A 19034-nucleotide genomic window follows, 5' to 3' on the forward strand; every position below is an offset into this window, starting at 1 on the left:
GTGTGTGCCGAACGCCGTTTCCGGCAGCCCGGAAACCGACGGTACTACATGAAAAGAATGCTGATTAACGCAACTCAACCCGAAGAGTTGCGTGTTGCACTGGTAGATGGCCAACGCCTCTACGACCTGGACATCGAATCCGGTGCACGCGAGCAGAAAAAGGCCAACATCTATAAAGGCCGGATTACTCGCATCGAACCAAGCCTTGAGGCTGCCTTTGTCGATTTCGGCTCTGAGCGCCACGGCTTCCTGCCCCTCAAAGAAATCTCCCGCGAATACTTCAAGAAAGCCCCCGAAGGCCGCGTCAATATCAAGGACGTCCTGAGCGAAGGCCAGGAAGTCATCGTTCAGGTCGAAAAAGAAGAACGTGGCAACAAGGGCGCAGCCCTGACCACCTTCATCAGCCTGGCCGGTCGTTACCTGGTTCTGATGCCGAACAACCCGCGTGCCGGCGGTATTTCCCGTCGCATCGAAGGTGAAGAGCGCAACGAACTGCGTGAAGCCCTGAACGGCCTGGTTGCTCCAGCCGACATGGGCCTGATCGTTCGCACTGCCGGCCTGGGCCGCAGCAGCGAAGAAATGCAGTGGGACCTCGACTACCTGCTGCAACTCTGGACCGCCATCAAAGAAGCCTCGCTGGATCGCTCCGCGCCGTTCCTGATCTACCAGGAAAGCAACGTGATCATCCGCGCCATCCGCGATTACCTGCGCCAGGACATCGGCGAAGTGCTGATCGACAGCGTTGAAGCCCAGGACGAAGCCCTGACCTTCATCCGCCAGGTGATGCCGCAGTACGCCAGCAAGATCAAGCTCTACGAAGACAGCGTTCCGCTGTTCAACCGTTTCCAGATCGAAAGCCAGATCGAGACCGCTTTCCAGCGCGTCGTTGAACTGCCTTCCGGTGGCTCCATCGTTATCGATCCGACCGAAGCCCTGGTGTCCATCGACATCAACTCGGCGCGCGCCACCAAAGGCAGCGACATCGAAGAAACCGCTCTGCAGACCAACCTTGAAGCCGCCGAAGAAATCGCCCGTCAGTTGCGCTTGCGCGACATCGGCGGCCTGATCGTCATCGACTTCATCGACATGACCCCTGCCAAGAACCAGCGCGCCGTGGAAGAGAAAGTCCGCGAATGCTTGGAAGCCGACCGCGCTCGCGTGCAAGTCGGTCGCATCTCGCGCTTCGGCCTGTTGGAAATGTCCCGTCAGCGCCTGCGTCCATCGCTGGGCGAAAGCAGCGGCATCGTTTGCCCGCGTTGCAACGGCACCGGCATCATCCGTGACGTTGAATCGCTGTCGCTGGCGATTCTGCGCCTGATCGAAGAAGAAGCCCTGAAAGACCGCACTGCCGAAGTTCGTGCCCAAGTGCCGATCCCGGTCGCCGCGTTCCTGCTCAACGAAAAACGCAACTCGATCACCAAGATCGAACTGCGCACCCGTGCCCGCATCGTCATTCTGCCGAACGATCACCTCGAAACGCCGCACTTCGAAGTGCAGCGTTTGCGCGATGACAGCCCGGAAGCCGCAGTCGGCCAGTCCAGCTACGAAATCGCTGCTGCCGCTGCCGAAGTCGAAGAAGTCCAGCCAGCCGCTGCGACCCGCACCCTGGTACGCCAGGAAGCCGCGGTCAAGACAGCTCCGGCCCGCGCCAACGCTCCGGTTCCGACCGAAGTCGTCGCTGCCGCTCCTGTTGCCGCACCGGTCGCCGCGCCGGAGCCAAGCCTGTTCAAAGGCCTGGTGAAGTCGCTGGTCAGCCTGTTCGCGACCAAGGAAGAGCCTGCTGCTCCGGTGGTGGTTGAAAAACCGGCAACCACCGAGCGTCCGGCCCGCAACGAAGAGCGTCGCAATGGTCGTCAGCAGAGCCGCAACCGTAACGGTCGCCGCGATGAAGAACGCAAGCCTCGCGAGGAACGTGCACCGCGTGAAGAGCGCGCACCACGTGAGCCACGCGAAGCCCGCGAGGAAACGCCAGCAGTAGCAGTCGCCCGCGAAGAACGCGCTCCACGTGAAGAGCGCGCACCACGTGAAGAGCGCGCACCACGCGCACCTCGTGAAGAACGTGCACCGCGCGCTCCTCGCGAAGATCGCAAGCCACGTGGCGATCGTGAAGAGCGTCCGGTTCGTGAACTGCGCGAGCCTCTGGATGCCGCTCCGGCCGCCGCTGCTACCGCTGCTGCCGTTGAAGAGCGTCCAGCTCGTCAGCCACGTGAAGAACGTGCTCCACGCCCACCGCGTGAAGAACGTCAGCCACGTGCCGAGCAAGCCCAAGCCGCTGCCGCTGTAGCTGAAGAAGAACTGGTTACCAACGAAGAGCAACTGCAGGAAGACGGTCAGGACGGCGCCGAAGGCGATCGCCCACGCCGCCGTTCCCGTGGCCAGCGTCGTCGCAGCAACCGTCGCGAGCGTCAGCGCGATGCCAACGGTAACGTGATCGAAGGTTCGGAAGAATCCGAGTCCGCCGAAGGTAACGAAGCTGCCGAAACCAGCCAAGCGCCAAGCGCAGCCGATCTGGCCGCCGGCCTGGCTGTTACCGCAGCCGTTGCCAGCACCGTGATCAGCGCTCCAGCCGAAGCACAGGCTAACGAGCAAGCCGAACGCGCAACTGCCGCCACCCTGGAAACGGCTCCAGTGGAAGCGCCAGTGGTTGAAGCAACGACTCCGGTCGAAGCCACCGCCGCTCCGGAAATCGAAGTGGCCCCGGTTCGTGAAGCACAGCCTGTATTCGAAGCTGCCGCTGAGCCAGTAGTTGCCGCAGAACCGGCAGCCGAAACAGCCAGCGAAACAGTCACCGAAGCTGTCCGTGAAGTTCGCGAAGAGCAAACGGCGTTCAACTGGGTTGCCGAGCCACCTGTCGCCGAAGCGCCAGAAGCCGAGGCCATGGTGTCCGAGCCAGTGGTTGCTGCTGCCGAGCCTGCTCCGGTGGTTGAAGCGCCGGTTGTTGCCGAAGTGGCCGCACCGCAAGTCGAAGCCGCCCCTGTCAGCGCCCTGACGCCAAGTGGCCGTGCGCCGAACGACCCACGTGAAGTGCGTCGTCGCAAGCGTGAAGAGGAGCGTCTGCAGAAGGAAGCCGAACTGGCTGCCGCTGCTGCTCCGGCGGCTGTCGAACCAGCACCGGTTGTCGCTGAAGTCATCGAGGCAGCACCTGCCCCGGCTGCTGAAATCGCTGCTGCCGAACCCGCTGAATCAGTGATCGAAGAAGCACCGCGCTCCGTTCAGGAAGCGGTAGAGCAACACGAGCAAGCCCTGGAAAAAGAACACGAGCCTAAACCTCTCGTCTGATTCCATCGGCCACTAAAAAGCCCCGCCTGGTGATCCAGGCGGGGCTTTTTTTATGCCCGTGTCCATTGCACCTTCCTGATGAGAAGCCAGAAGGTGTAAACCTTATTCAGGACTAGACACCGCAAATATCACCCTCTGTGGGAGCGAGCCTGCTCGCGATGGCGGTTTAACATTCGATACTTATGCAAGCTGATCGAACGCTATCGCGAGCAGGCTCGCTCCCACAGGGGATCTATGTCGAGGCTACTGGAAGGTCAATTTCTCCGGCACATCCACATCCCACAACACCCCAGGATCGTCCACGACCACCTCGACTACTCTCGCCTGCGCGAACAACGCCTTGGCCCCTCGATCGCCGGACAACGCCATTAACGCCGGACCAAAGCTGCGCCCAAATCCCACCGGATGCCCGAACTCGCCTTCATGCACCGGAACACTGACGGCGTCATCAGCAATCTCCGCCACCACACGCTCAATACTCGACGGAAGGATGAACGGCATATCCCCCAGCACAATCAGCCAGCCACCGAGCTGCGGACACGCCGCCACCCCGGCCGCGATGCTGTCGCCCATGCCGGTCGATTCAATCAGCACAATTTCGCAACCATAAGCCTTGGCCATGCGGATCACTTGCGGTCGATCCACCGTGGTCACCAGGACGCGCTTCTCAAGAGACGCTGGCAAATTCACCAGCACTTGCTCGATCATCGAATGCACAGCGCCGTCGCGCCCCGTGCAATCCGCCACCAGCTTGTCCCGCTCGGCACCGGCCTCCTGTCGAAACCGACGGCCCTGCCCCGCTGCCAGCACAATGACGCCGATGGATTCGCTCATACGCCCTCCTGCAACAGCTTCTTCTGCTTGAGCTCGACACCGTTCTTGATCGCGACAATTTCAGCCAGCAGCGACAAAGCGATTTCCGCCGGTGTGTGGCTGCCAATGTGCAAACCGATCGGACCGTGCAGCCGAGCGATAGCCTCTTGTGACAAGCCTAGCTGAGCCAGATTGTCCCGGCGCTTCAAGCTGTTGACCCGCGACCCCAGGGCACCGACATAAAACGCCCTGGAGTCCAGCGCCGTCAGCAGCGCCATGTCATCGAGTCGAGGATCGTGGGTCAGTGCGACGATGGCCGTACGCTCGTCAGTCTGGATGCTGAGTACCGCGTCATCGGGCATACCCGAAACAAATCGCCCGTGCTGCTCTTCCCAGCCGTAAACGAACTCGGTGCGCGGATCGCAGATCAGCACTTCGAAATCCAGCAGCCGTGCCATTTCGGCGACATACCGGGACAACTGCCCCGCACCGATCAGCAACAGCCGCCAACGCGGGCCGTAAATGGCCCGTAGCGTCTTGCCATCGAACGTCAGGACATCCGTCTTGTCAGCCGCTTGCAGCGTGACTTCACCCGTCTCGACACTGAGCGAGCGAGCCACGATTTCATGTTCCTCGCAGCGCGCCAGCAACTCGGCGACCCAAGCCGGATCGCCGACCCGCTCCTCGGTCAGGCGCAAGGTGCCGCCGCACGGCAAACCGAAGCGTGCCGCCTCCTCACGGGTGACGCCGTAAGTGATCAACTGCACCGGCGGCCCATCGGCGGGAATCCGACCGTCATGCAGCCGGGCAATCAAATCGTCTTCGACACAACCACCAGACACCGAGCCAATCACCACACCATCTTCACGCAACGCCAGCATGGCGCCAGGTGCCCGCGGCGCGGTGCCCCAGGTCTGGACCACGCTGTACAACACCACCCGCTGACCGGTGCGGCGCCATTCGAGCACGCTGCGCAGGACGTTCAGATCGACGCTGTCCATCAGGCTTGTGCCTTCTGCCAACCTTGCAGCTGATAGCGAACCGGCAAGTTGCGGATGCGCTTGCCGGTGGCGGCAAAGATTGCGTTGCACAGTGCTGGCGCAATCGGTGGCACGCCCGGTTCACCGACACCGCCCAGTGGCACATTGCCTGGCGGCGTGACCAGATGAACCGCGACTTCCTTCGGCGCCAGGGACATGCGCGCCACTTCGTACATGTGGAAGTTGTCCTGCTGGACCTTACCGTCCTTGAAGCTGATTTCCCCCAGCACCGCGTTGCCCAGCCCCATGACACAGGCGCCTTCGAACTGCGAGCGAATCCGCTCGGGGTTGATCTGCGGACCGCAATCCACTGCGATGTCGGCCTTGTGCACGATCAGCGTGCCGTCGTCTTTGACTTCAACCTCGATCACCGCCGCCACATAAGTCACGAAGCTGTAATGCACCGCCAGCCCCAGACCTCGGCCCTTGGGTAACTCACGACCCCAACCGGCGGCTTTGGCAGCGGTTTCCAGCACCGTGCGCATCCGCGCGGTATCGATCGGATAACGCTCGGGGGATTCGCCGTAGTTCCACTCTTCACTCAAGGTGCGCGGATCGATCTGCCGGTCCGGGCCCAGCAATTTGATCTGGTACTTGAGCGGGTCCTGGCCGGCCTTGTGCGCCAGTTCATCGACAAAGCTCTGAATCGCAAAACCGTGAGGAATGTTCGACACCGAGCGATACCAGCCGACCCGGGTGTGAATCGCCGCTTCCGGGTTTTCCAGGCGCACGTTGGGGATCGCGTAAGCCATGTTGGTGAAACCCATGCCCAGTTCGAAGGCTGCCTCGTGGTTCATGCCCGGCGCAAACAACGCGGTGATGCTCGGCGCCACGGTGCGGTGCAACCAGCCGGACGGCAGGCCGTCCTTGTTCAGGCTGGCTTTCAGGTACTCGGCCGACACCGTGTGGAAATAGGAGCAGTGGATGTCGTCTTCACGGGTCCATTGCACCCGCACGGCCTTGCCGGGGAATTCCTTGGCGAGGATGGCCGCTTCGATGATGAAGTCCGGTTTGGATTTACGCCCGAAACCGCCGCCCAGCAAAGTGACGTTAAAGGTGACGTTATCGAACGCAATGCCGAGGCGTTCACCAATGCGTTCGCGGGTGACTTGGGGGGCCTGGCTTGGGGCCCAGGCTTCGCACACACCGTCCTTGAAGCGGGCGATGGCGACCATCGGTTCCATGGGGGCTTGCGTCAGGTGCGGCAGGTAATAGGACGCTTCAAGCGTGCTGTCGGCGCTGCCCATTGCTTCGTCGATGCTGCCGGTATTGCGCACCACTTTGCCGGGTTTGAGGGAGGCTGCCTCAATTTCCTTGCGGTAGGCGATCGAGTCGTAACTGGCGTTAGGGCCATCATCCCACTCGATTTTCAGCGCTTCGCGGCCCTTGATCGCCGCCCAGGTATTATTGGCGACCACGGCCACGCCGCCCAATGGCTGAAACTCCGACGGCAGCGGATGACCTTCGATCTGCACGACCTTGATCACGCCCGGGACTTTCATCGCGGCACTGGAATCGACGGACTTGACCTTGCCGCCGTACACCGCAGGGCGTGCAATGGTGGCGTAGAGCATGCCGTCGAAATGAACGTCTGCGCCGTAAATGGCGCGGCCATTGACGATGTCGGCACCGTCGATGGCCTTGGTGCCTTCCTTGCCAATGTAGCGGAACTCCGACGGCTGCTTGAGCCGCAGGCTGTCACGCGCCGGCACTGCCAACGCACCGGCCGCGGCGGCCAAGGCGCCGTAACCCAGCTCACGACCGCTCGGTTTATGGATGACTTTATGCAATTGCGCATGGCATTCGCTGACCGGCACTTTCCACTGTTCGGCAGCGGCTTGTTCAAGCATGGTCCGCGCGGCAGCACCGCAGCGACGCATCGGCTCGTACCAGTGGCGCATGCTGCGCGAGCCATCGGTGTCCTGGTTGCCGAAGCGCACTTCGTCGCCCGGCGCCTGTTGCACCTTCATCATCGCCCAGTCGGCGTCCAGTTCATCGGCCACCACCATCGTCAGACTGGTGCGCACACCCTGGCCCATTTCCGAACGGTTGCAGACCACGGTCACCCTGCCGTCAGCGGCAATGCTGACGTAAACCTTTGGATCGTCGATCCAGCCGTTGGGCATGCCATCGGCGCCGAATTTCTTGTCTTTCTCCGCAGCCAAAGCATCTTGCCAGCCCCAACTCGCCACCAAAACCAACGCACCGGTGGCGCCAACGCCTTTGAGGAAACCGCGACGACTGAGGTTGCTCAGCGCGAAATCATTCGGTAACTGGCTCATGCCTTGGCCTCCTTCAGGTGAGTGGATGCCTGGCGGATGGCGGTCTTGATGCGGTTGTACGTGCCGCAGCGGCAAATGTTGCCGACCATCGCCTCTTCGATCTGTTCGTCGCTGGGGTTCGGGTTGGTCTTGAGCAACGCCGTGGCGGACATGATCTGCCCGCCCTGGCAGAAACCACACTGGGCCACGGCGGTGTCGAGCCAGGCTTGCTGGACGACTTGCCCGACCGGGTCGGCGTGCAGGTTATCGATGGTGGTGACGTTCTGGCCGACCACTGAACCGATCGGCGTGATGCAACAGCGCGCCGGGGCGCCGTCGATATGGATGGTGCAGGCGCCGCACAGGCCCATGCCGCAGCCGAATTTGGTGCCGTTGTAACCGGCCACGTCGCGGATCGCCCAGAGCAGCGGCATGTCCTCGGTGACATCGAGTTGATGGTCTTGACCATTGAGCTTCAGGGTAATCATGGGCACGCCCGCATATTATTGGTTATGGGGTCGAGCAATCTGCCGCCCAGGGTTGGCGGTTGGTATCACGCAGATCGGCTCAGGCTAAATGGGCTCTCTTATACGGACGGTAGCGTCTGCATCGGGCCTTTGGTGGAGCAAACGTTTGCATCGTTAGGTGGCTAAGTTAACCCAGCATTAACAAAAAAGCCCTGCACCGTTAAACGTGTGCAGGGCTTTTAGATCATTCTTGAAAGCGTAGCCTCAATACCGATTGGGCTCCATTTCCAGGTCGACATGAAAACGTTCTGAAATGTCTTTCTGGATGCGTTGCGCCAGGTTCAGCAATTGCAGACCGGTCGCGTTGCCGTAGTTGACCAGCACCAATGCCTGCAATTTATGCACGCCGGCATCGGCTTCACGGAAACCTTTCCAGCCGGCCCGCTCGATCAGCCACCCCGCCGCCAGTTTCATCTGCCCGTCGGGTTGCGCGTAGGCCACCAGATCCGGGTATTCACCTTTGAGTTGCGCGACGAGCGCCGCTGGCACCAACGGATTCTTGAAGAAGCTGCCGGCATTGCCGAGCACTGCCGGGTCCGGAAGCTTTTCGTTGCGAATGCTGCAAATCGCCTGGCTGACATCGGTGGCGGTCGGGTGATCGATACCTTGCTCGGTCAGGCGCTGACGCACCGGGCCGTACTCCAGATGCAGGTGCGCGGCGCGGTCCAGGATGAAACGTACCCGCAGGATCAACCAACGCCCCGGTTCCTGTTTGAACAGGCTGTCGCGGTAGGCGAAGTTGCATTCTTCCAGGGTGAAATCCCGCAAGTCACCGGTCTGGCGATCCAGCGCGGTCAGGCCGGCGAACACGTCCTTGATCTCCACACCATAGGCGCCGATGTTCTGCATCGGTGCCGCACCGACGGTGCCGGGAATCAGGCTGAGGTTCTCCAGTCCCGACAACCCCTGCGCCAGGGTGTGCTGCACGAACGGATGCCAAGGCTCACCGGCCTCGGCTTCGATCACGACTTTGCTGCCGTCATCGCTCAGGATGCGAATCCCACGGGTGGCCATGCGCAGCACCAACGACTGGATATCGGCCGTCAGCAGCAGGTTGCTGCCACCGCCAATCACCAGCAGCGGCACGTCATGTTCCACCGCATAAGCCAGGGCTTCACGCACGTCGGCATCGTTATGGGCCTCGGCAAACAGCCGGGCCTGAACATCGACGCCAAAGGTGTTGAACGGCTTGAGCGAAACCCGGGGTTGGACCTGCAAACTCATAACCGTCCCTTCAATTCGATCACCAGCAAATCACTGGCGCGCTCGATCAGGTCCAGTACCTGCTCAAAGCCTTGGTCGCCGTCGTAGTACGGATCCGGCACTTCATCGATTTCCGACTGATAGCGACGCAGGAACAGGTCCAGCTCGGCTTTGCCCTTGGCCGGTTGCAAGGCCTCGAGGTTGCGCAGGTTGCTGTGGTCCATCGCCAGAATCAGGTCGTAGGTGGCGAAATCGGCGCGGGACACTTGCTGGGCGCGCTGGGCGGACAGGTCATAACCGCGCAGCTTGGCCGCCGCCTGGCTGCGCTTGTCCGGGGCCTTGCCGACGTGCCAGTCACCGGTACCCGCGGAGGCGACTTCGATTTGATCGGCCAGCCCCGCTTCGCGCAGTTTATGTCGCAACACGCCTTCGGCCGTGGGGGAACGGCAGATGTTGCCCAGGCAGACAAACAAAACCCGCATCAGGCCTCCAGCAGGCGACGAACGCGCTCAAGGTCTTCGACGGTGTCGACGCCGGTCGGCGGTGCGATCAGCGCGTCGGCGACGTGAATCCGCACGCCGTGCCACAGGGCGCGTAGCTGTTCCAGGGATTCGGTATTTTCCAGCCAGCACGGGCCCCAGCTGACGAAGTCATGCAGGAAACCGGCGCGGTAGGCATAGATGCCAATGTGCCGACGATACGGCACGCCTTCCGGCAATTGCTCGCGGCTTTTGGCGAACGCGTCCCGGGCCCACGGCAAGGTGGCACGACTGAAGGTCAGCGCCAGGCCATTAAGGTCGCTGACAACCTTGACCACGTTGGGATTGAACAGGGTTTCCACGTCTTCGATCGGCTCGGCCAGCGTGGCCATGCGCGCTTCGGTGTGGGCGGCCAGGTTGGCGGCCACCTGATCGATCACGCTCGGCGGGATCAACGGTTCGTCACCCTGGACGTTGACCACAATGGCGTCGGGCGCCAGGCCCAGTTTCGCGGCGACTTCAGCCAAACGGTCGGTGCCGGAATTGTGATCTTCGCGGGTCAGCACCACTTCAGCGCCAAACCCTTTGCAGGCCTCGACGATGCGCGCATCGTCAGTGGCAACCACCACGCGCTGAGCACTGCTTTTGCTCGCCTGTTCCCAGACGTGCTGGATCATCGGCTTGCCGGCGATCAGCAGCAGCGGCTTGCCCGGCAAGCGGGTGGAGGCGTAACGCGATGGAATGACAACGGTAAAGGCTGTGGTCATTTATCCAGACGCTCGTCGGTGGTCAGGGTGCGGGCTTCGGTTTCGAGCATCACCGGGATGCCGTCACGAATCGGGTAAGCCAGGCCTGCGCCTTTGCTGATCAGCTCGGTTTTGTCGGCGCTGAGCTTGAGCGGGCCTTTGCAGACCGGGCAAGCGAGGATATCGAGCAATTTGGTGTCCATGAGCATTCCCTGGATAAATGGATTTAAGGCAAAAGACGAGCCGGCAACAGGCGCATCAGCTGCGTATCGAACCAGGCCACGAAAGCCGGTGATGGCGCAGCATCGACCGCCAGGTACCACCAATCGGCGGCGGCGAAGGCACGGCACTTCACCGCGTCCTTTTCGGTCATCACCAACGGCAATGACGGTGTGAAATTCAAGGCCTGCACGCTGTATTCGGCGTGGTCGGCAAACGCATGCGGCACTGGCTGCCAGTGTAACGTTTCGAGGGTTGTGAAGAAACGCTGCGGATTGCCGATCCCGGCCACGGCGTGCAGGGCCTGGCCAGCGGGAAAGTGGTCGAGGGGACGCCGCTCGCCGCTGTGCAGATTGATCAATTCGGTGGGTTGAAGCTGGAAAGCAAAACCGCCGTCGCGATCGGCATCGGCACCGTTGTAGAGCACCGCGTCGACACTTTGCAGACGCTCGACCGGTTCACGCAACGGCCCGGCTGGCAGGCAACGCTGATTGCCCAGGCCGCGGGCGGCATCGATCAGCACCAGTTCAAGGTCGCGGGCCAGTCGGTAATGCTGCATGCCGTCGTCGGACAGGATCAAGTCCAGTGGTTCACTCGCCAGCAGGGCTTTGACGGCGCTGCTGCGGTCCGGGTCGATCATCAACGGAACGCCGGTGCGCTGGACGATCAACAGCGGTTCGTCGCCCGCGATCTCGGCGCTTTGATCCGCCTCAACCCGCCACGGCAGTTGTGGCGGCTTGGCGCCATAACCCCGACTGACCACGCCGACCCGCAAACCGCTGCGCTGGCAGTGCTGGATCATCCACAGAATCAGCGGCGTCTTGCCGGTGCCGCCGACGGTGATATTACCCACGACGATCAGCGGCACCGGCGGTTGATAGATCTCGCCCTCACCCGCCAGAAAACGCTTGCGCTTGTTAATGACCACGCGCCGATACAACCACTCCAGCGGCTGCAACAGCTTCAGGGCCGGATGACCTTGGTACCACGCGGCGAGCAAGCGATCGGACATGGCCATCAGGGCGCGGGCGGCGCCGCCTCGACAGTGGTCATGCGCAGGTGACTGAAACCGAGTTTGCCGGCGGCGTCCATGGCGGTAATGACGGACTGATGCTGGGTCTTGCCGTCGGCGCTGATGGACAGCGGCAGGTTGGTGTCGCCACTGGATTCTTTCTGCAGTGCGTCCATCAGGGTCGCCAGGTCGTTCTTGGGCAATACCTGATTATTCACCGAGAAGGCACCTTCGGCACTGATGGCAACGTCCAGGTGTTTGACCTGCTGGTCTTCGGCAGGGGAACCACTGACCGCTTCCGGCAGATCCACGCGCAACTGGGTTTCACGGGTAAACGTGGTGGTGACCACGAAAAACAGCAGCAGGATAAACACCACGTCAATCAGCGACGCGAGGTTGATGTCTACCGTTTCCCGCGGTTTACGGCGGAATTTCACGCTTTGCCCCCATTCAGGTCGACATCACGGTCACCCTGTACCACCTCGACCAGTTTGATCGCTTCCTGCTCCATGCCGACCACCAGTTCATCGATCCGGCGTTGCAGGAATCGGTGGAAGAAGACCGCCGGGATACCGACCATCAGGCCTGCGGCCGTGGTGATCAGCGCTTTGGAAATACCGCCAGCCAGCACCGCAGCATTGGTACCCATGCCCGTGCCCATGAACGCGCTGAAAATGTCGATCATGCCCAGCACCGTACCCAACAGACCCAGCAACGGGGCCATGGCGGCGATGGTGCCCAACGCGTTGATGTAACGTTCGAGCTCGTGAATGACCCGTGCCGCAGCCTCTTCGATGCACTCTTTCATGATCTCGCGACCATGCCTGGAGTTGGCCAGGCCAGCCGCGAGGATTTCGCCCAACGGCGAGTTGGCGCGCAATTCCTTGAGTTTTTCTTTATTGAGTTGCTTGTCCTTGATCCACACCCAGACTTGCCCGAGCAAATGCTCCGGGGTCACACGGCTGGCTCGCAGGGTCCAGAGACGCTCGGCGACGATTGCCATGGCCGCGATGGAACTCAAAATGATCGGCAGCATCATCCAGCCGCCGGATTTGACCAATTCCCACACAGTGACAGCCCCCTCGAAAAAGTGCGCCACTCTAACATAGGGGGTGAGCGCACCGAAGACCGTGATGTCGCATCCAGTCGGTGTTTAATCACTCCGGGTTACTGTGCAGAGCGCCAGAAACGCCGTTCTTGACGCATCGTCCATGGCGGCTTGAAGCGTCCCAGTTGCAGACGGATGGCACCCTGCTCGGCACTGTCATGGATCGAAATGCCTCGCTTTCGATAGCGCGCCATGATTGTGGGATGGGGATGACCGAATGAATTTCCCTGGCCACGAGAGATCAACACCGCCTTGGGCTGCAACGCGGCAAGCAACGCCATCGATGACGAACTGCGACTGCCGTGGTGCGGCGCCTGCAACCAATCAGTGGTGACGGCCAGTGGACTGTCGAGCAGCGCCCGCTCGGCTGCGGCGTCTATATCGCCGGTCAGTAACAGACGCTCACCGTTGGCTTCTATCTGCAGGACGCAGGATTTTTGATTGCTGTCGCTGGCCGAAGACCATTGCCAGAGCTGGAACCTCACATCATCCCAGACCCATTGCTTGCCGCTCTCGCAGCCTTCGGCCTGCAACTCGGGCCGCAGCGCCTGGGGATCGCCACTGACCACCCGTTTCACCGGCAGACCATTGGCAACGGCCCGGGCGCCGCCCGCATGATCGGCGTCGGCATGGCTGATCAACATCAAATCGAGCCCCTCCACACCCAGTTTGCGTAATGCCGGCAGCACCACACGCTCGCCCAGGTCGAAATCGCCGAAACGTGGCCCGGTGTCATACAACAGTGCGTGATGTCGGGTACGCACCAGGATGGCCAAACCCTGGCCGACATCCAGCTGCCAGACTTCGGCAATGCCTTCAGGCAAGCGCTCCCGGGGCGGAAAAACCAGCAACAGCAGCATCGGCCAACCCAACGTGCGAAACGGCACACCTCGAGGCATTAATAGTAGAAAGGCACCGAGTGTGCCGAGTGCCCATACCCACAACGGGACGGCCACCGGCACCCACGCGGGCAAGTACCCGGCCATCAGCGTCAGGCCCTTGAACAAAAGGTCGATCAAACCTCCTGCCAACCACAACAACCCTTCGCCCACGTAAGGAAGGGGTAAAAACAGCGTGCCCAGCAATGCCGGGGGCAGCACGACCACGCTGATCCACGGCACCGCGAGCAAATTGGCCACCGGCCCGCTGAGACTGATCGGCAACCCGAGCACCAGCAGCAACGGGCACAGGCCAATCGCGATCAGCCATTGGGCGCGGGTCCAGGTTTGCCACCAGCGCCAGGGGCCCAGCCGACCACCGAAAGTGAAGATCAACACCGCCACCGCCGCGAACGACAGCCAGAAACCCGGTTGCAGACTCGCCAGCGGATCCAGTAGCAAAACACCGTCGAGCGCCAGCAACAGCGGCCACCAGGCGCCGAGGTGACGAAATCGCAGGCGCCACAACAGCACCAGGCCGATCATCACGCAGGCCCGCCGCACCGGCACCTCGAAACCGGCCAGCAGCCCATAACCGAGAGCGGCCGCGAACGCGAGTCCACAGGCCCACGGCAGCCAAGGCAAGCGTTTGGGCCACAGGCCATAACGGGCCAGCCCGGCGATCAACAGATACACCAGCCCCGCCAACAACCCGATGTGTTGTCCGGAAATCACCAACAGATGGACGGTGCCGGTGTCTTGCAGCACCTGCCAGTCTTCGCGACTCAGTCCGGCGCCATCCCCCAGCACCAACGCCGTCAGCGCTCCCGTTCGCCCCTGGGCATCCACGGACTGCAAGCGCTGACGGATGCCGTCGCGCCAGGCCCATTGGGCTTCCTTGAGCTGCTCGCCAGCCTTGACCGTCCCGGTCGCGCCGATGCGTTGCGCCAACAGCCAGGCGTCGTAATCGAAGGCATGGGGGTTGAGCAGCCCCGCAGGACGCTTCAACTTGACCGCCAGTCGCCACTGTTCGCCGCTGTTGACCGGCGGCCCGTCATACCAGGCCAGGCGCATCAGTTGCGGCACCTTGCCGTGTCGCGACCGGGCGTCGGCCAACTCGAAACGCACGACGGCCTCATTGTTCTGTGGCAATCCCGTCACCCGACCTTCGACCCAACGGGTTTCGCCATCGAGGCTCATCGGCAGCCGATCATCCAGCGCCCACTGCGCATTCGCGCCTGCCCAACTGAAGCCGAACAGCAAAAATGCCAGTGGATAGCTGCGAAACGGCAGCAACATCAAACCGATGACCGGCAGCAACATCCATAACCAGACCGGCGGTAATACCGGTAAAAAACGCAGGATCAACAGACCCAACGCCAGCGCCATCATCCCTGTGCGCATACGCCCGTCCTTGAGAGTTCCCTCCTAGGCATAGCCGGCTAATCGCACAGGCATCGTTATTAATTGTCACAAAGTCTGAATGGGCAGCTCATAGAATCCAGACATACTTGCCGCCTTAACCGACCGAGAAGCCTTATGCCCCGGCGCTTATTCAAACGTTACATGCCAGACCCGATCAGCATCAGGGAACACAAGTCCTTACGCTTTCTCGGCACCCTGCTGCATGACCCGAACCTCTGGCACCTCAACCGCCATTCCGTCGCACGGGCCATGGCGGTGGGTCTGTTCGCGGCGTTCCTGCCGATTCCGTTGCAGATGCTGGTCGCGGCCATTCTCGCCATCATGGTGCGCGGCAACCTGCCGATTGCGGTCAGCCTGGTCTGGCTGACCAATCCGATCACCATGCCGGCGGTGTTCTTCTGCACTTACCAGACCGGAGCCTGGCTGATGGACGTTCCCACCCGCCATTTGCCGGACGAGCTGACCTGGGAATGGATCAGCGGCGAACTCTCGACGCTTTGGCAGCCGTTTTTACTCGGCTCGGTGGTGACGGGACTGGTGCTCGGCGCGCTCGCCTATTGCCTGACCATGATGTATTGGCGCTGGTGGGTAGGACGGCAGTGGCGGCGGCGCCAGAAACGACGGATGCAGTAAACGCAAAACGGCCTCCATTTTTTAGAGGCCGTTTTTTTGTGGTGTCTGGGCTGACGCCTTCGCGAGCAAGCTTTGCTCCTGTAGGAGCAAGGCTTGCCCGCGATGAAAGCGACTCGGTCTTCCTCAGGTACGCATCCCGCGACCACTGACCAGCAGCCGTGCGCAACCGATGTACAACACCACGGTCGCCACCAGCATGAAGGTGATCGCCACGCTGATCCTGATGTCCGAAACGCCAAGAATGCCGTAACGGAAGGCGTTGACCATGTGCAGCACCGGGTTGGCCAGGGACACGGTCTGCCAGAACGGCGGCAGCAAGGAGATCGAGTAGAACACCCCGCCCAGGTAAGTCAGCGGTGTCAGCACAAATGTCGGGATGATCGAGATGTCATCGAAGTTGCGCGCAAACACGGCGTTGATGAAGCCCAGCAGCGAGAAGATCGTCGCCGTCAGCACCACCACCAGAATGGTCACGCCCAGGTGATGCACCTGCAATTGGGTGAAGAACAGCGACAGCAGGGTCACAATGACCCCAACCATCAAGCCACGCAGTACGCCGCCCAGGGTGTAACCGATCAGAATCGTATGCGGCGACACCGGCGACACCATCAATTCTTCGATGGAACGCTGGAACTTGCTGCCGAAGAAACTCGAGACCACGTTGCCGTAGGAGTTGGTGATCACCGACATCATGATCAGCCCCGGCACGATGTACTCCATGTAGGTGAAACCACCCATGTCACCGATCTGCCGGCCGATCAGATTGCCGAAGATCACGAAGTACAGAACCATGGTGATGGCCGGCGGCAGCAACGTCTGCGGCCAGATCCGGGTAAAGCGCCTGACCTCTCGGTAAACGATGGTGTTGAGGGCAACGAGATTGGGTTGCAGCTCGGAACTCATACCGCCACCTTCGACAGATTTTTCTCCACCAGGGACACGAACAACTCCTCGAGGCGATTGGTTTTGTTACGCAGGCTCAACACTTCGATGTTCTGTTGCGCCAATTGGGTGAACAGCGCGGTGATGCCCATGGCCTTGTCGACTTGAACTTCAAGGGTGTGGCTGTCGAGCAGCTTGGTCGGGTAACCAAGCAACTGCGGCGCGGTTTGCACTGTGTTTTTGAGGTCGAGCAGGAACGTTTCCACATGCAGTTGGCTGAGCAACTGTTTCATGCTGGTGTTCTCGACGATGGTGCCGTGATCGATGATGCCGATGTTGCGGCACAACTGCTCAGCCTCTTCCAGGTAGTGGGTGGTGAGGATGATGGTGATGCCTTTCTTGTTCAGCTCAGTGAGGAACGTCCACATCGAGCGACGCAGTTCGATGTCCACACCCGCCGTCGGTTCGTCGAGGATCAGCAGGCGTGGTTCGTGAACCAGCGCACGGGCGATCATCAGTCGACGCTTCATGCCGCCGGACAGTGAACGTGACGGGACATCGCGCTTGTCCCACAGGCCCAACTGGGTGAGGTACTGCTCGGCACGTTCCTTGGCGATTTTCGGCGGGATGCCGTAATAACCGGCCTGGGTCACGACGATGTCGAAGGTTTTTTCGAACTGGTTGAAGTTGAATTCCTGGGGCACGACGCCGATGCAGCGCTTGAGCTGCGCAGGATTCTTGTCCAGATCGTGACCGAAAACATTCACCGTCCCGCTGGTCTTGTTCACCAGGGTCGAGAGAATGCCGATGGTCGTGGATTTGCCGGCGCCATTGGGGCCGAGCAAGGCGAAAAAGTCACCTTCGGCGACGTCCAGATCGATACCACTCAAGGCCTGGAAACCGTTGCCGTAGGTTTTGGTTAGCTGCCGGATGGACAGAGCGGAACTCATATCGGATTTACGCACCAAGAAGGGAAGAAAGGGACAAATAAGGGTGGGCGGCGACGAATACAACCGCGGCGCACGAGCGCAATGGTGCTTGCCGCCGCCACACAAGTACAGTCAAGCGTGTCGATAGTGAGTATTAAGTCAACGCGGTCATAACCGCTTTCTGATACGCCGGACGCTGTTTCAGGCGTGCATACCAGGCTTGCAGATGAGGCTGCGGTGCGCGCTCGATCGGCATCTCGAACCAGGCATAAATGAAACTGCCCAGAGGAATGTCGCCCATGCCGATCTCATCACCGGACAGGTAGGGTTGGGTCGCCAGCGCCTGGTTGGCCATGGACAGCAGGCCATCGCACTCCTTGATCGCGGCGTTGATTGCAGGCCAGTCCTGCTGGTCTTCCGGGGTACGCAATACGCCCCAGAACACCGTGCGGAACGGTCCGGCAAAACTTGAAGTGGTCCAGTCCATCCACTTGTCGGCAGAAGCCCGGGACTGCAGATCCTCTGGATACCAGGCCGTGCCGCTGGCGTGGCGAGCCATCAGGTAACGCACGATGGCGTTGGATTCCCACAACACGAAACCTTCGTCTTCAATCACCGGCACGCGGCCATTGGGGTTCATCGCGCGGTACTGCGGCGTATCGACGACACCAAAGGCGCCGCCGGCATCGATGGCTTCATAGGCCAGGCCCAGCTCCTCGGCGGCCCACAAAGGTTTTCTGACATTCGACGAGTTTTTCCGACCCCAGATCTTCAACATGACCGCCTCTTTATGGATGAATGCGCAGGCAGCATACGCCGGATCAGGCGCGACTCAAATCGCTCTGCATGTCACCCGGCAGCACGGGCGATTGGTCGCTGAACAGATGCGGATAGCACTTCTCCAGGTGCTCGAAAAAGAACGCTTCAGGCACGTCGGTGAACTGGCCGTGGTCGATCAGGTATTCCATCAATTGCTCGCCGTCGCGATTGAACGGATGGAAAACGCTGTCGTTGATGCCGTCGAATTCCAGCGGTGCGACATTGAACAATTCACACAAGCCCTGATTGAACGCTGGCGTGGCTTTGACCCAGCGGCCGTTCAGGTGAAGCTCTGTATAACCGTGCATGGCGAACACGTCGCTCTTGAGCAACTCGAGCAACCGCGGCGTCGACAAATGATTGCGCACATCCGCCAGCCCGATCCGCGCGGGAATCCCGCAATGCCGGGCGGCACCGGCCAGCAGCGTGGCTTTGGGTACGCAATAACTCTCCCCCGCTGCCAGCGCATAACTGCCGCGCAAGGTATTCGGGTCGAGACTGAAGGTGTAAGGGTTGTAACGCACGGCTTCGCGCACGGCGTAATAGAGATTGATCGCCTGCTCTAGAGGGTCACGACTGTTGCCGCGATGTTTTTCGGCGAACTCCACCACCGACGAGTGGTCACTATCGATGAAGCGGCCGGGACTCAGATACGCGTGCATGAGAACAATCTCCTGGGGAAGCCACGAGTCTAGCGACACGTTCAGCACAGAGATAACGACGTTTCGGCCAAACATGGGCGCTTTGCCGCCCGCCCAACGAACGATTTCCGCGGCCTGTT

At 61.0% G+C, this 19034-nt stretch carries 18 protein-coding genes; 2 read left to right on the forward strand and 16 right to left on the reverse strand.

Going from position 1 to position 19034, the window contains the following annotated elements; genetic code table 11:
• Positions 1-48: 48 nt before the first annotated feature.
• A complete protein-coding gene (gene rne, locus IB252_RS28545; protein ID WP_192411005.1) occupies positions 49-3279 on the forward strand; it encodes a ribonuclease E in 3231 nt (1076 codons plus the stop codon).
• 243 nt (positions 3280-3522) lie between these two features.
• Here rne and IB252_RS28550 read toward each other — a convergent pair whose 3' ends face one another.
• The 12 genes from IB252_RS28550 to IB252_RS28605 form a co-directional block, all read right to left on the reverse strand.
• Positions 3523-4113, reverse strand: coding sequence for an NTP transferase domain-containing protein (locus tag IB252_RS28550; protein WP_192411006.1), 591 nt, complete (start codon positions 4111-4113; stop codon positions 3523-3525).
• The gene (locus IB252_RS28555; RefSeq protein WP_192411007.1) at positions 4110-5093 is read right to left on the reverse strand and encodes an XdhC family protein; all 984 of its coding nucleotides are present in this window, start codon (positions 5091-5093) and stop codon (positions 4110-4112) included. The genes IB252_RS28550 and IB252_RS28555 overlap by 4 nt, the downstream gene beginning before the upstream one ends.
• On the reverse strand, positions 5093-7414 hold the full coding sequence (locus IB252_RS28560; protein ID WP_192411008.1) for a xanthine dehydrogenase family protein molybdopterin-binding subunit: 2322 nt from the start codon (positions 7412-7414) through the stop codon (positions 5093-5095). Before IB252_RS28560 ends, IB252_RS28555 begins: the two co-directional genes overlap by 1 nt.
• Positions 7411-7881, reverse strand: coding sequence for a (2Fe-2S)-binding protein (locus IB252_RS28565; protein ID WP_192411009.1), 471 nt, complete (start codon positions 7879-7881; stop codon positions 7411-7413). Before IB252_RS28565 ends, IB252_RS28560 begins: the two co-directional genes overlap by 4 nt.
• Before the next feature lie 243 nt (positions 7882-8124).
• Positions 8125-9144: a UDP-N-acetylmuramate dehydrogenase gene (murB, locus tag IB252_RS28570; protein WP_102614838.1), complete on the reverse strand. Its 1020-nt coding sequence runs from the start codon at positions 9142-9144 to the stop codon at positions 8125-8127.
• Positions 9141-9605 (reverse strand): low molecular weight protein-tyrosine-phosphatase, encoded by a 465-nt coding sequence (locus IB252_RS28575; RefSeq protein WP_111451767.1) that lies wholly within the window; start codon positions 9603-9605, stop codon positions 9141-9143. The genes murB and IB252_RS28575 overlap by 4 nt, the downstream gene beginning before the upstream one ends.
• Positions 9605-10369, reverse strand: a complete 765-nt coding sequence (gene kdsB, locus IB252_RS28580; protein WP_008152377.1) for a 3-deoxy-manno-octulosonate cytidylyltransferase — start codon at positions 10367-10369, stop codon at positions 9605-9607. Before kdsB ends, IB252_RS28575 begins: the two co-directional genes overlap by 1 nt.
• Positions 10366-10551 (reverse strand): Trm112 family protein, encoded by a 186-nt coding sequence (locus IB252_RS28585; protein WP_007945752.1) that lies wholly within the window; start codon positions 10549-10551, stop codon positions 10366-10368. The genes kdsB and IB252_RS28585 overlap by 4 nt, the downstream gene beginning before the upstream one ends.
• Before the next feature lie 23 nt (positions 10552-10574).
• Entirely contained in the window at positions 10575-11585 is a 1011-nt protein-coding gene (gene lpxK / locus IB252_RS28590) for a tetraacyldisaccharide 4'-kinase (RefSeq protein ID WP_192411010.1), read from the reverse strand.
• Complete coding sequence (locus IB252_RS28595) at positions 11585-12016, reverse strand: ExbD/TolR family protein (RefSeq protein ID WP_008152382.1); 432 nt, start codon at positions 12014-12016, stop codon at positions 11585-11587. Before IB252_RS28595 ends, lpxK begins: the two co-directional genes overlap by 1 nt.
• A complete protein-coding gene (locus tag IB252_RS28600; protein WP_165934036.1) occupies positions 12013-12648 on the reverse strand; it encodes a MotA/TolQ/ExbB proton channel family protein in 636 nt (211 codons plus the stop codon). The genes IB252_RS28595 and IB252_RS28600 overlap by 4 nt, the downstream gene beginning before the upstream one ends.
• A gap of 98 nt (positions 12649-12746) precedes the next feature.
• Positions 12747-14969: a DNA internalization-related competence protein ComEC/Rec2 gene (locus IB252_RS28605; RefSeq protein ID WP_192411011.1), complete on the reverse strand. Its 2223-nt coding sequence runs from the start codon at positions 14967-14969 to the stop codon at positions 12747-12749.
• Between the two features lie 135 nt (positions 14970-15104).
• Here IB252_RS28605 and IB252_RS28610 point away from each other — a divergent pair, with 135 nt between their 5' ends.
• Complete coding sequence (locus IB252_RS28610) at positions 15105-15623, forward strand: DUF2062 domain-containing protein (protein ID WP_192411012.1); 519 nt, start codon at positions 15105-15107, stop codon at positions 15621-15623.
• 123 nt (positions 15624-15746) lie between these two features.
• Here the strand turns inward: IB252_RS28610 and IB252_RS28615 are convergent, their stop codons facing one another.
• The 4 genes from IB252_RS28615 to IB252_RS28630 form a co-directional block, all read right to left on the reverse strand.
• Entirely contained in the window at positions 15747-16526 is a 780-nt protein-coding gene (locus IB252_RS28615) for an ABC transporter permease (RefSeq protein ID WP_192411013.1), read from the reverse strand.
• Positions 16523-17455, reverse strand: a complete 933-nt coding sequence (locus IB252_RS28620; protein WP_192411014.1) for an ABC transporter ATP-binding protein — start codon at positions 17453-17455, stop codon at positions 16523-16525. The genes IB252_RS28615 and IB252_RS28620 overlap by 4 nt, the downstream gene beginning before the upstream one ends.
• 133 nt (positions 17456-17588) lie before the next feature.
• Complete coding sequence (locus tag IB252_RS28625) at positions 17589-18212, reverse strand: glutathione S-transferase family protein (RefSeq protein ID WP_111451760.1); 624 nt, start codon at positions 18210-18212, stop codon at positions 17589-17591.
• A gap of 43 nt (positions 18213-18255) precedes the next feature.
• Positions 18256-18915 (reverse strand): transglutaminase-like domain-containing protein, encoded by a 660-nt coding sequence (locus IB252_RS28630; RefSeq protein WP_192411015.1) that lies wholly within the window; start codon positions 18913-18915, stop codon positions 18256-18258.
• Between the last annotated feature and the right edge of the window lie 119 nt (positions 18916-19034).

Source organism: Pseudomonas sp. PDM10 (genome assembly GCF_014852295.1).
GTDB lineage: Bacteria > Pseudomonadota > Gammaproteobacteria > Pseudomonadales > Pseudomonadaceae > Aquipseudomonas.

Bases quoted from the DNA above. Each gene is read 5' to 3' on its own strand.
- rne (WP_192411005.1), top strand. From the start codon at position 49: ATGAAAAGAATGCTGATTAACGCAACTCAACCCGAAGAGTTGCGTGTT.
- IB252_RS28550 (WP_192411006.1), bottom strand. From the start codon at position 4,113: ATGAGCGAATCCATCGGCGTCATTGTGCTGGCAGCGGGGCAGGGCCGT.
- IB252_RS28555 (WP_192411007.1), bottom strand. From the start codon at position 5,093: ATGGACAGCGTCGATCTGAACGTCCTGCGCAGCGTGCTCGAATGGCGC.
- IB252_RS28560 (WP_192411008.1), bottom strand. From the start codon at position 7,414: ATGAGCCAGTTACCGAATGATTTCGCGCTGAGCAACCTCAGTCGTCGC.
- IB252_RS28565 (WP_192411009.1), bottom strand. From the start codon at position 7,881: ATGATTACCCTGAAGCTCAATGGTCAAGACCATCAACTCGATGTCACC.
- murB (WP_102614838.1), bottom strand. From the start codon at position 9,144: ATGAGTTTGCAGGTCCAACCCCGGGTTTCGCTCAAGCCGTTCAACACC.
- IB252_RS28575 (WP_111451767.1), bottom strand. From the start codon at position 9,605: ATGCGGGTTTTGTTTGTCTGCCTGGGCAACATCTGCCGTTCCCCCACG.
- kdsB (WP_008152377.1), bottom strand. From the start codon at position 10,369: ATGACCACAGCCTTTACCGTTGTCATTCCATCGCGTTACGCCTCCACC.
- IB252_RS28585 (WP_007945752.1), bottom strand. From the start codon at position 10,551: ATGGACACCAAATTGCTCGATATCCTCGCTTGCCCGGTCTGCAAAGGC.
- lpxK (WP_192411010.1), bottom strand. From the start codon at position 11,585: ATGGCCATGTCCGATCGCTTGCTCGCCGCGTGGTACCAAGGTCATCCG.
- IB252_RS28605 (WP_192411011.1), bottom strand. From the start codon at position 14,969: ATGCGCACAGGGATGATGGCGCTGGCGTTGGGTCTGTTGATCCTGCGT.
- IB252_RS28610 (WP_192411012.1), top strand. From the start codon at position 15,105: ATGCCCCGGCGCTTATTCAAACGTTACATGCCAGACCCGATCAGCATC.
- IB252_RS28615 (WP_192411013.1), bottom strand. From the start codon at position 16,526: ATGAGTTCCGAGCTGCAACCCAATCTCGTTGCCCTCAACACCATCGTT.
- IB252_RS28620 (WP_192411014.1), bottom strand. From the start codon at position 17,455: ATGAGTTCCGCTCTGTCCATCCGGCAGCTAACCAAAACCTACGGCAAC.
- IB252_RS28625 (WP_111451760.1), bottom strand. From the start codon at position 18,212: ATGTTGAAGATCTGGGGTCGGAAAAACTCGTCGAATGTCAGAAAACCT.
- IB252_RS28630 (WP_192411015.1), bottom strand. From the start codon at position 18,915: ATGCACGCGTATCTGAGTCCCGGCCGCTTCATCGATAGTGACCACTCG.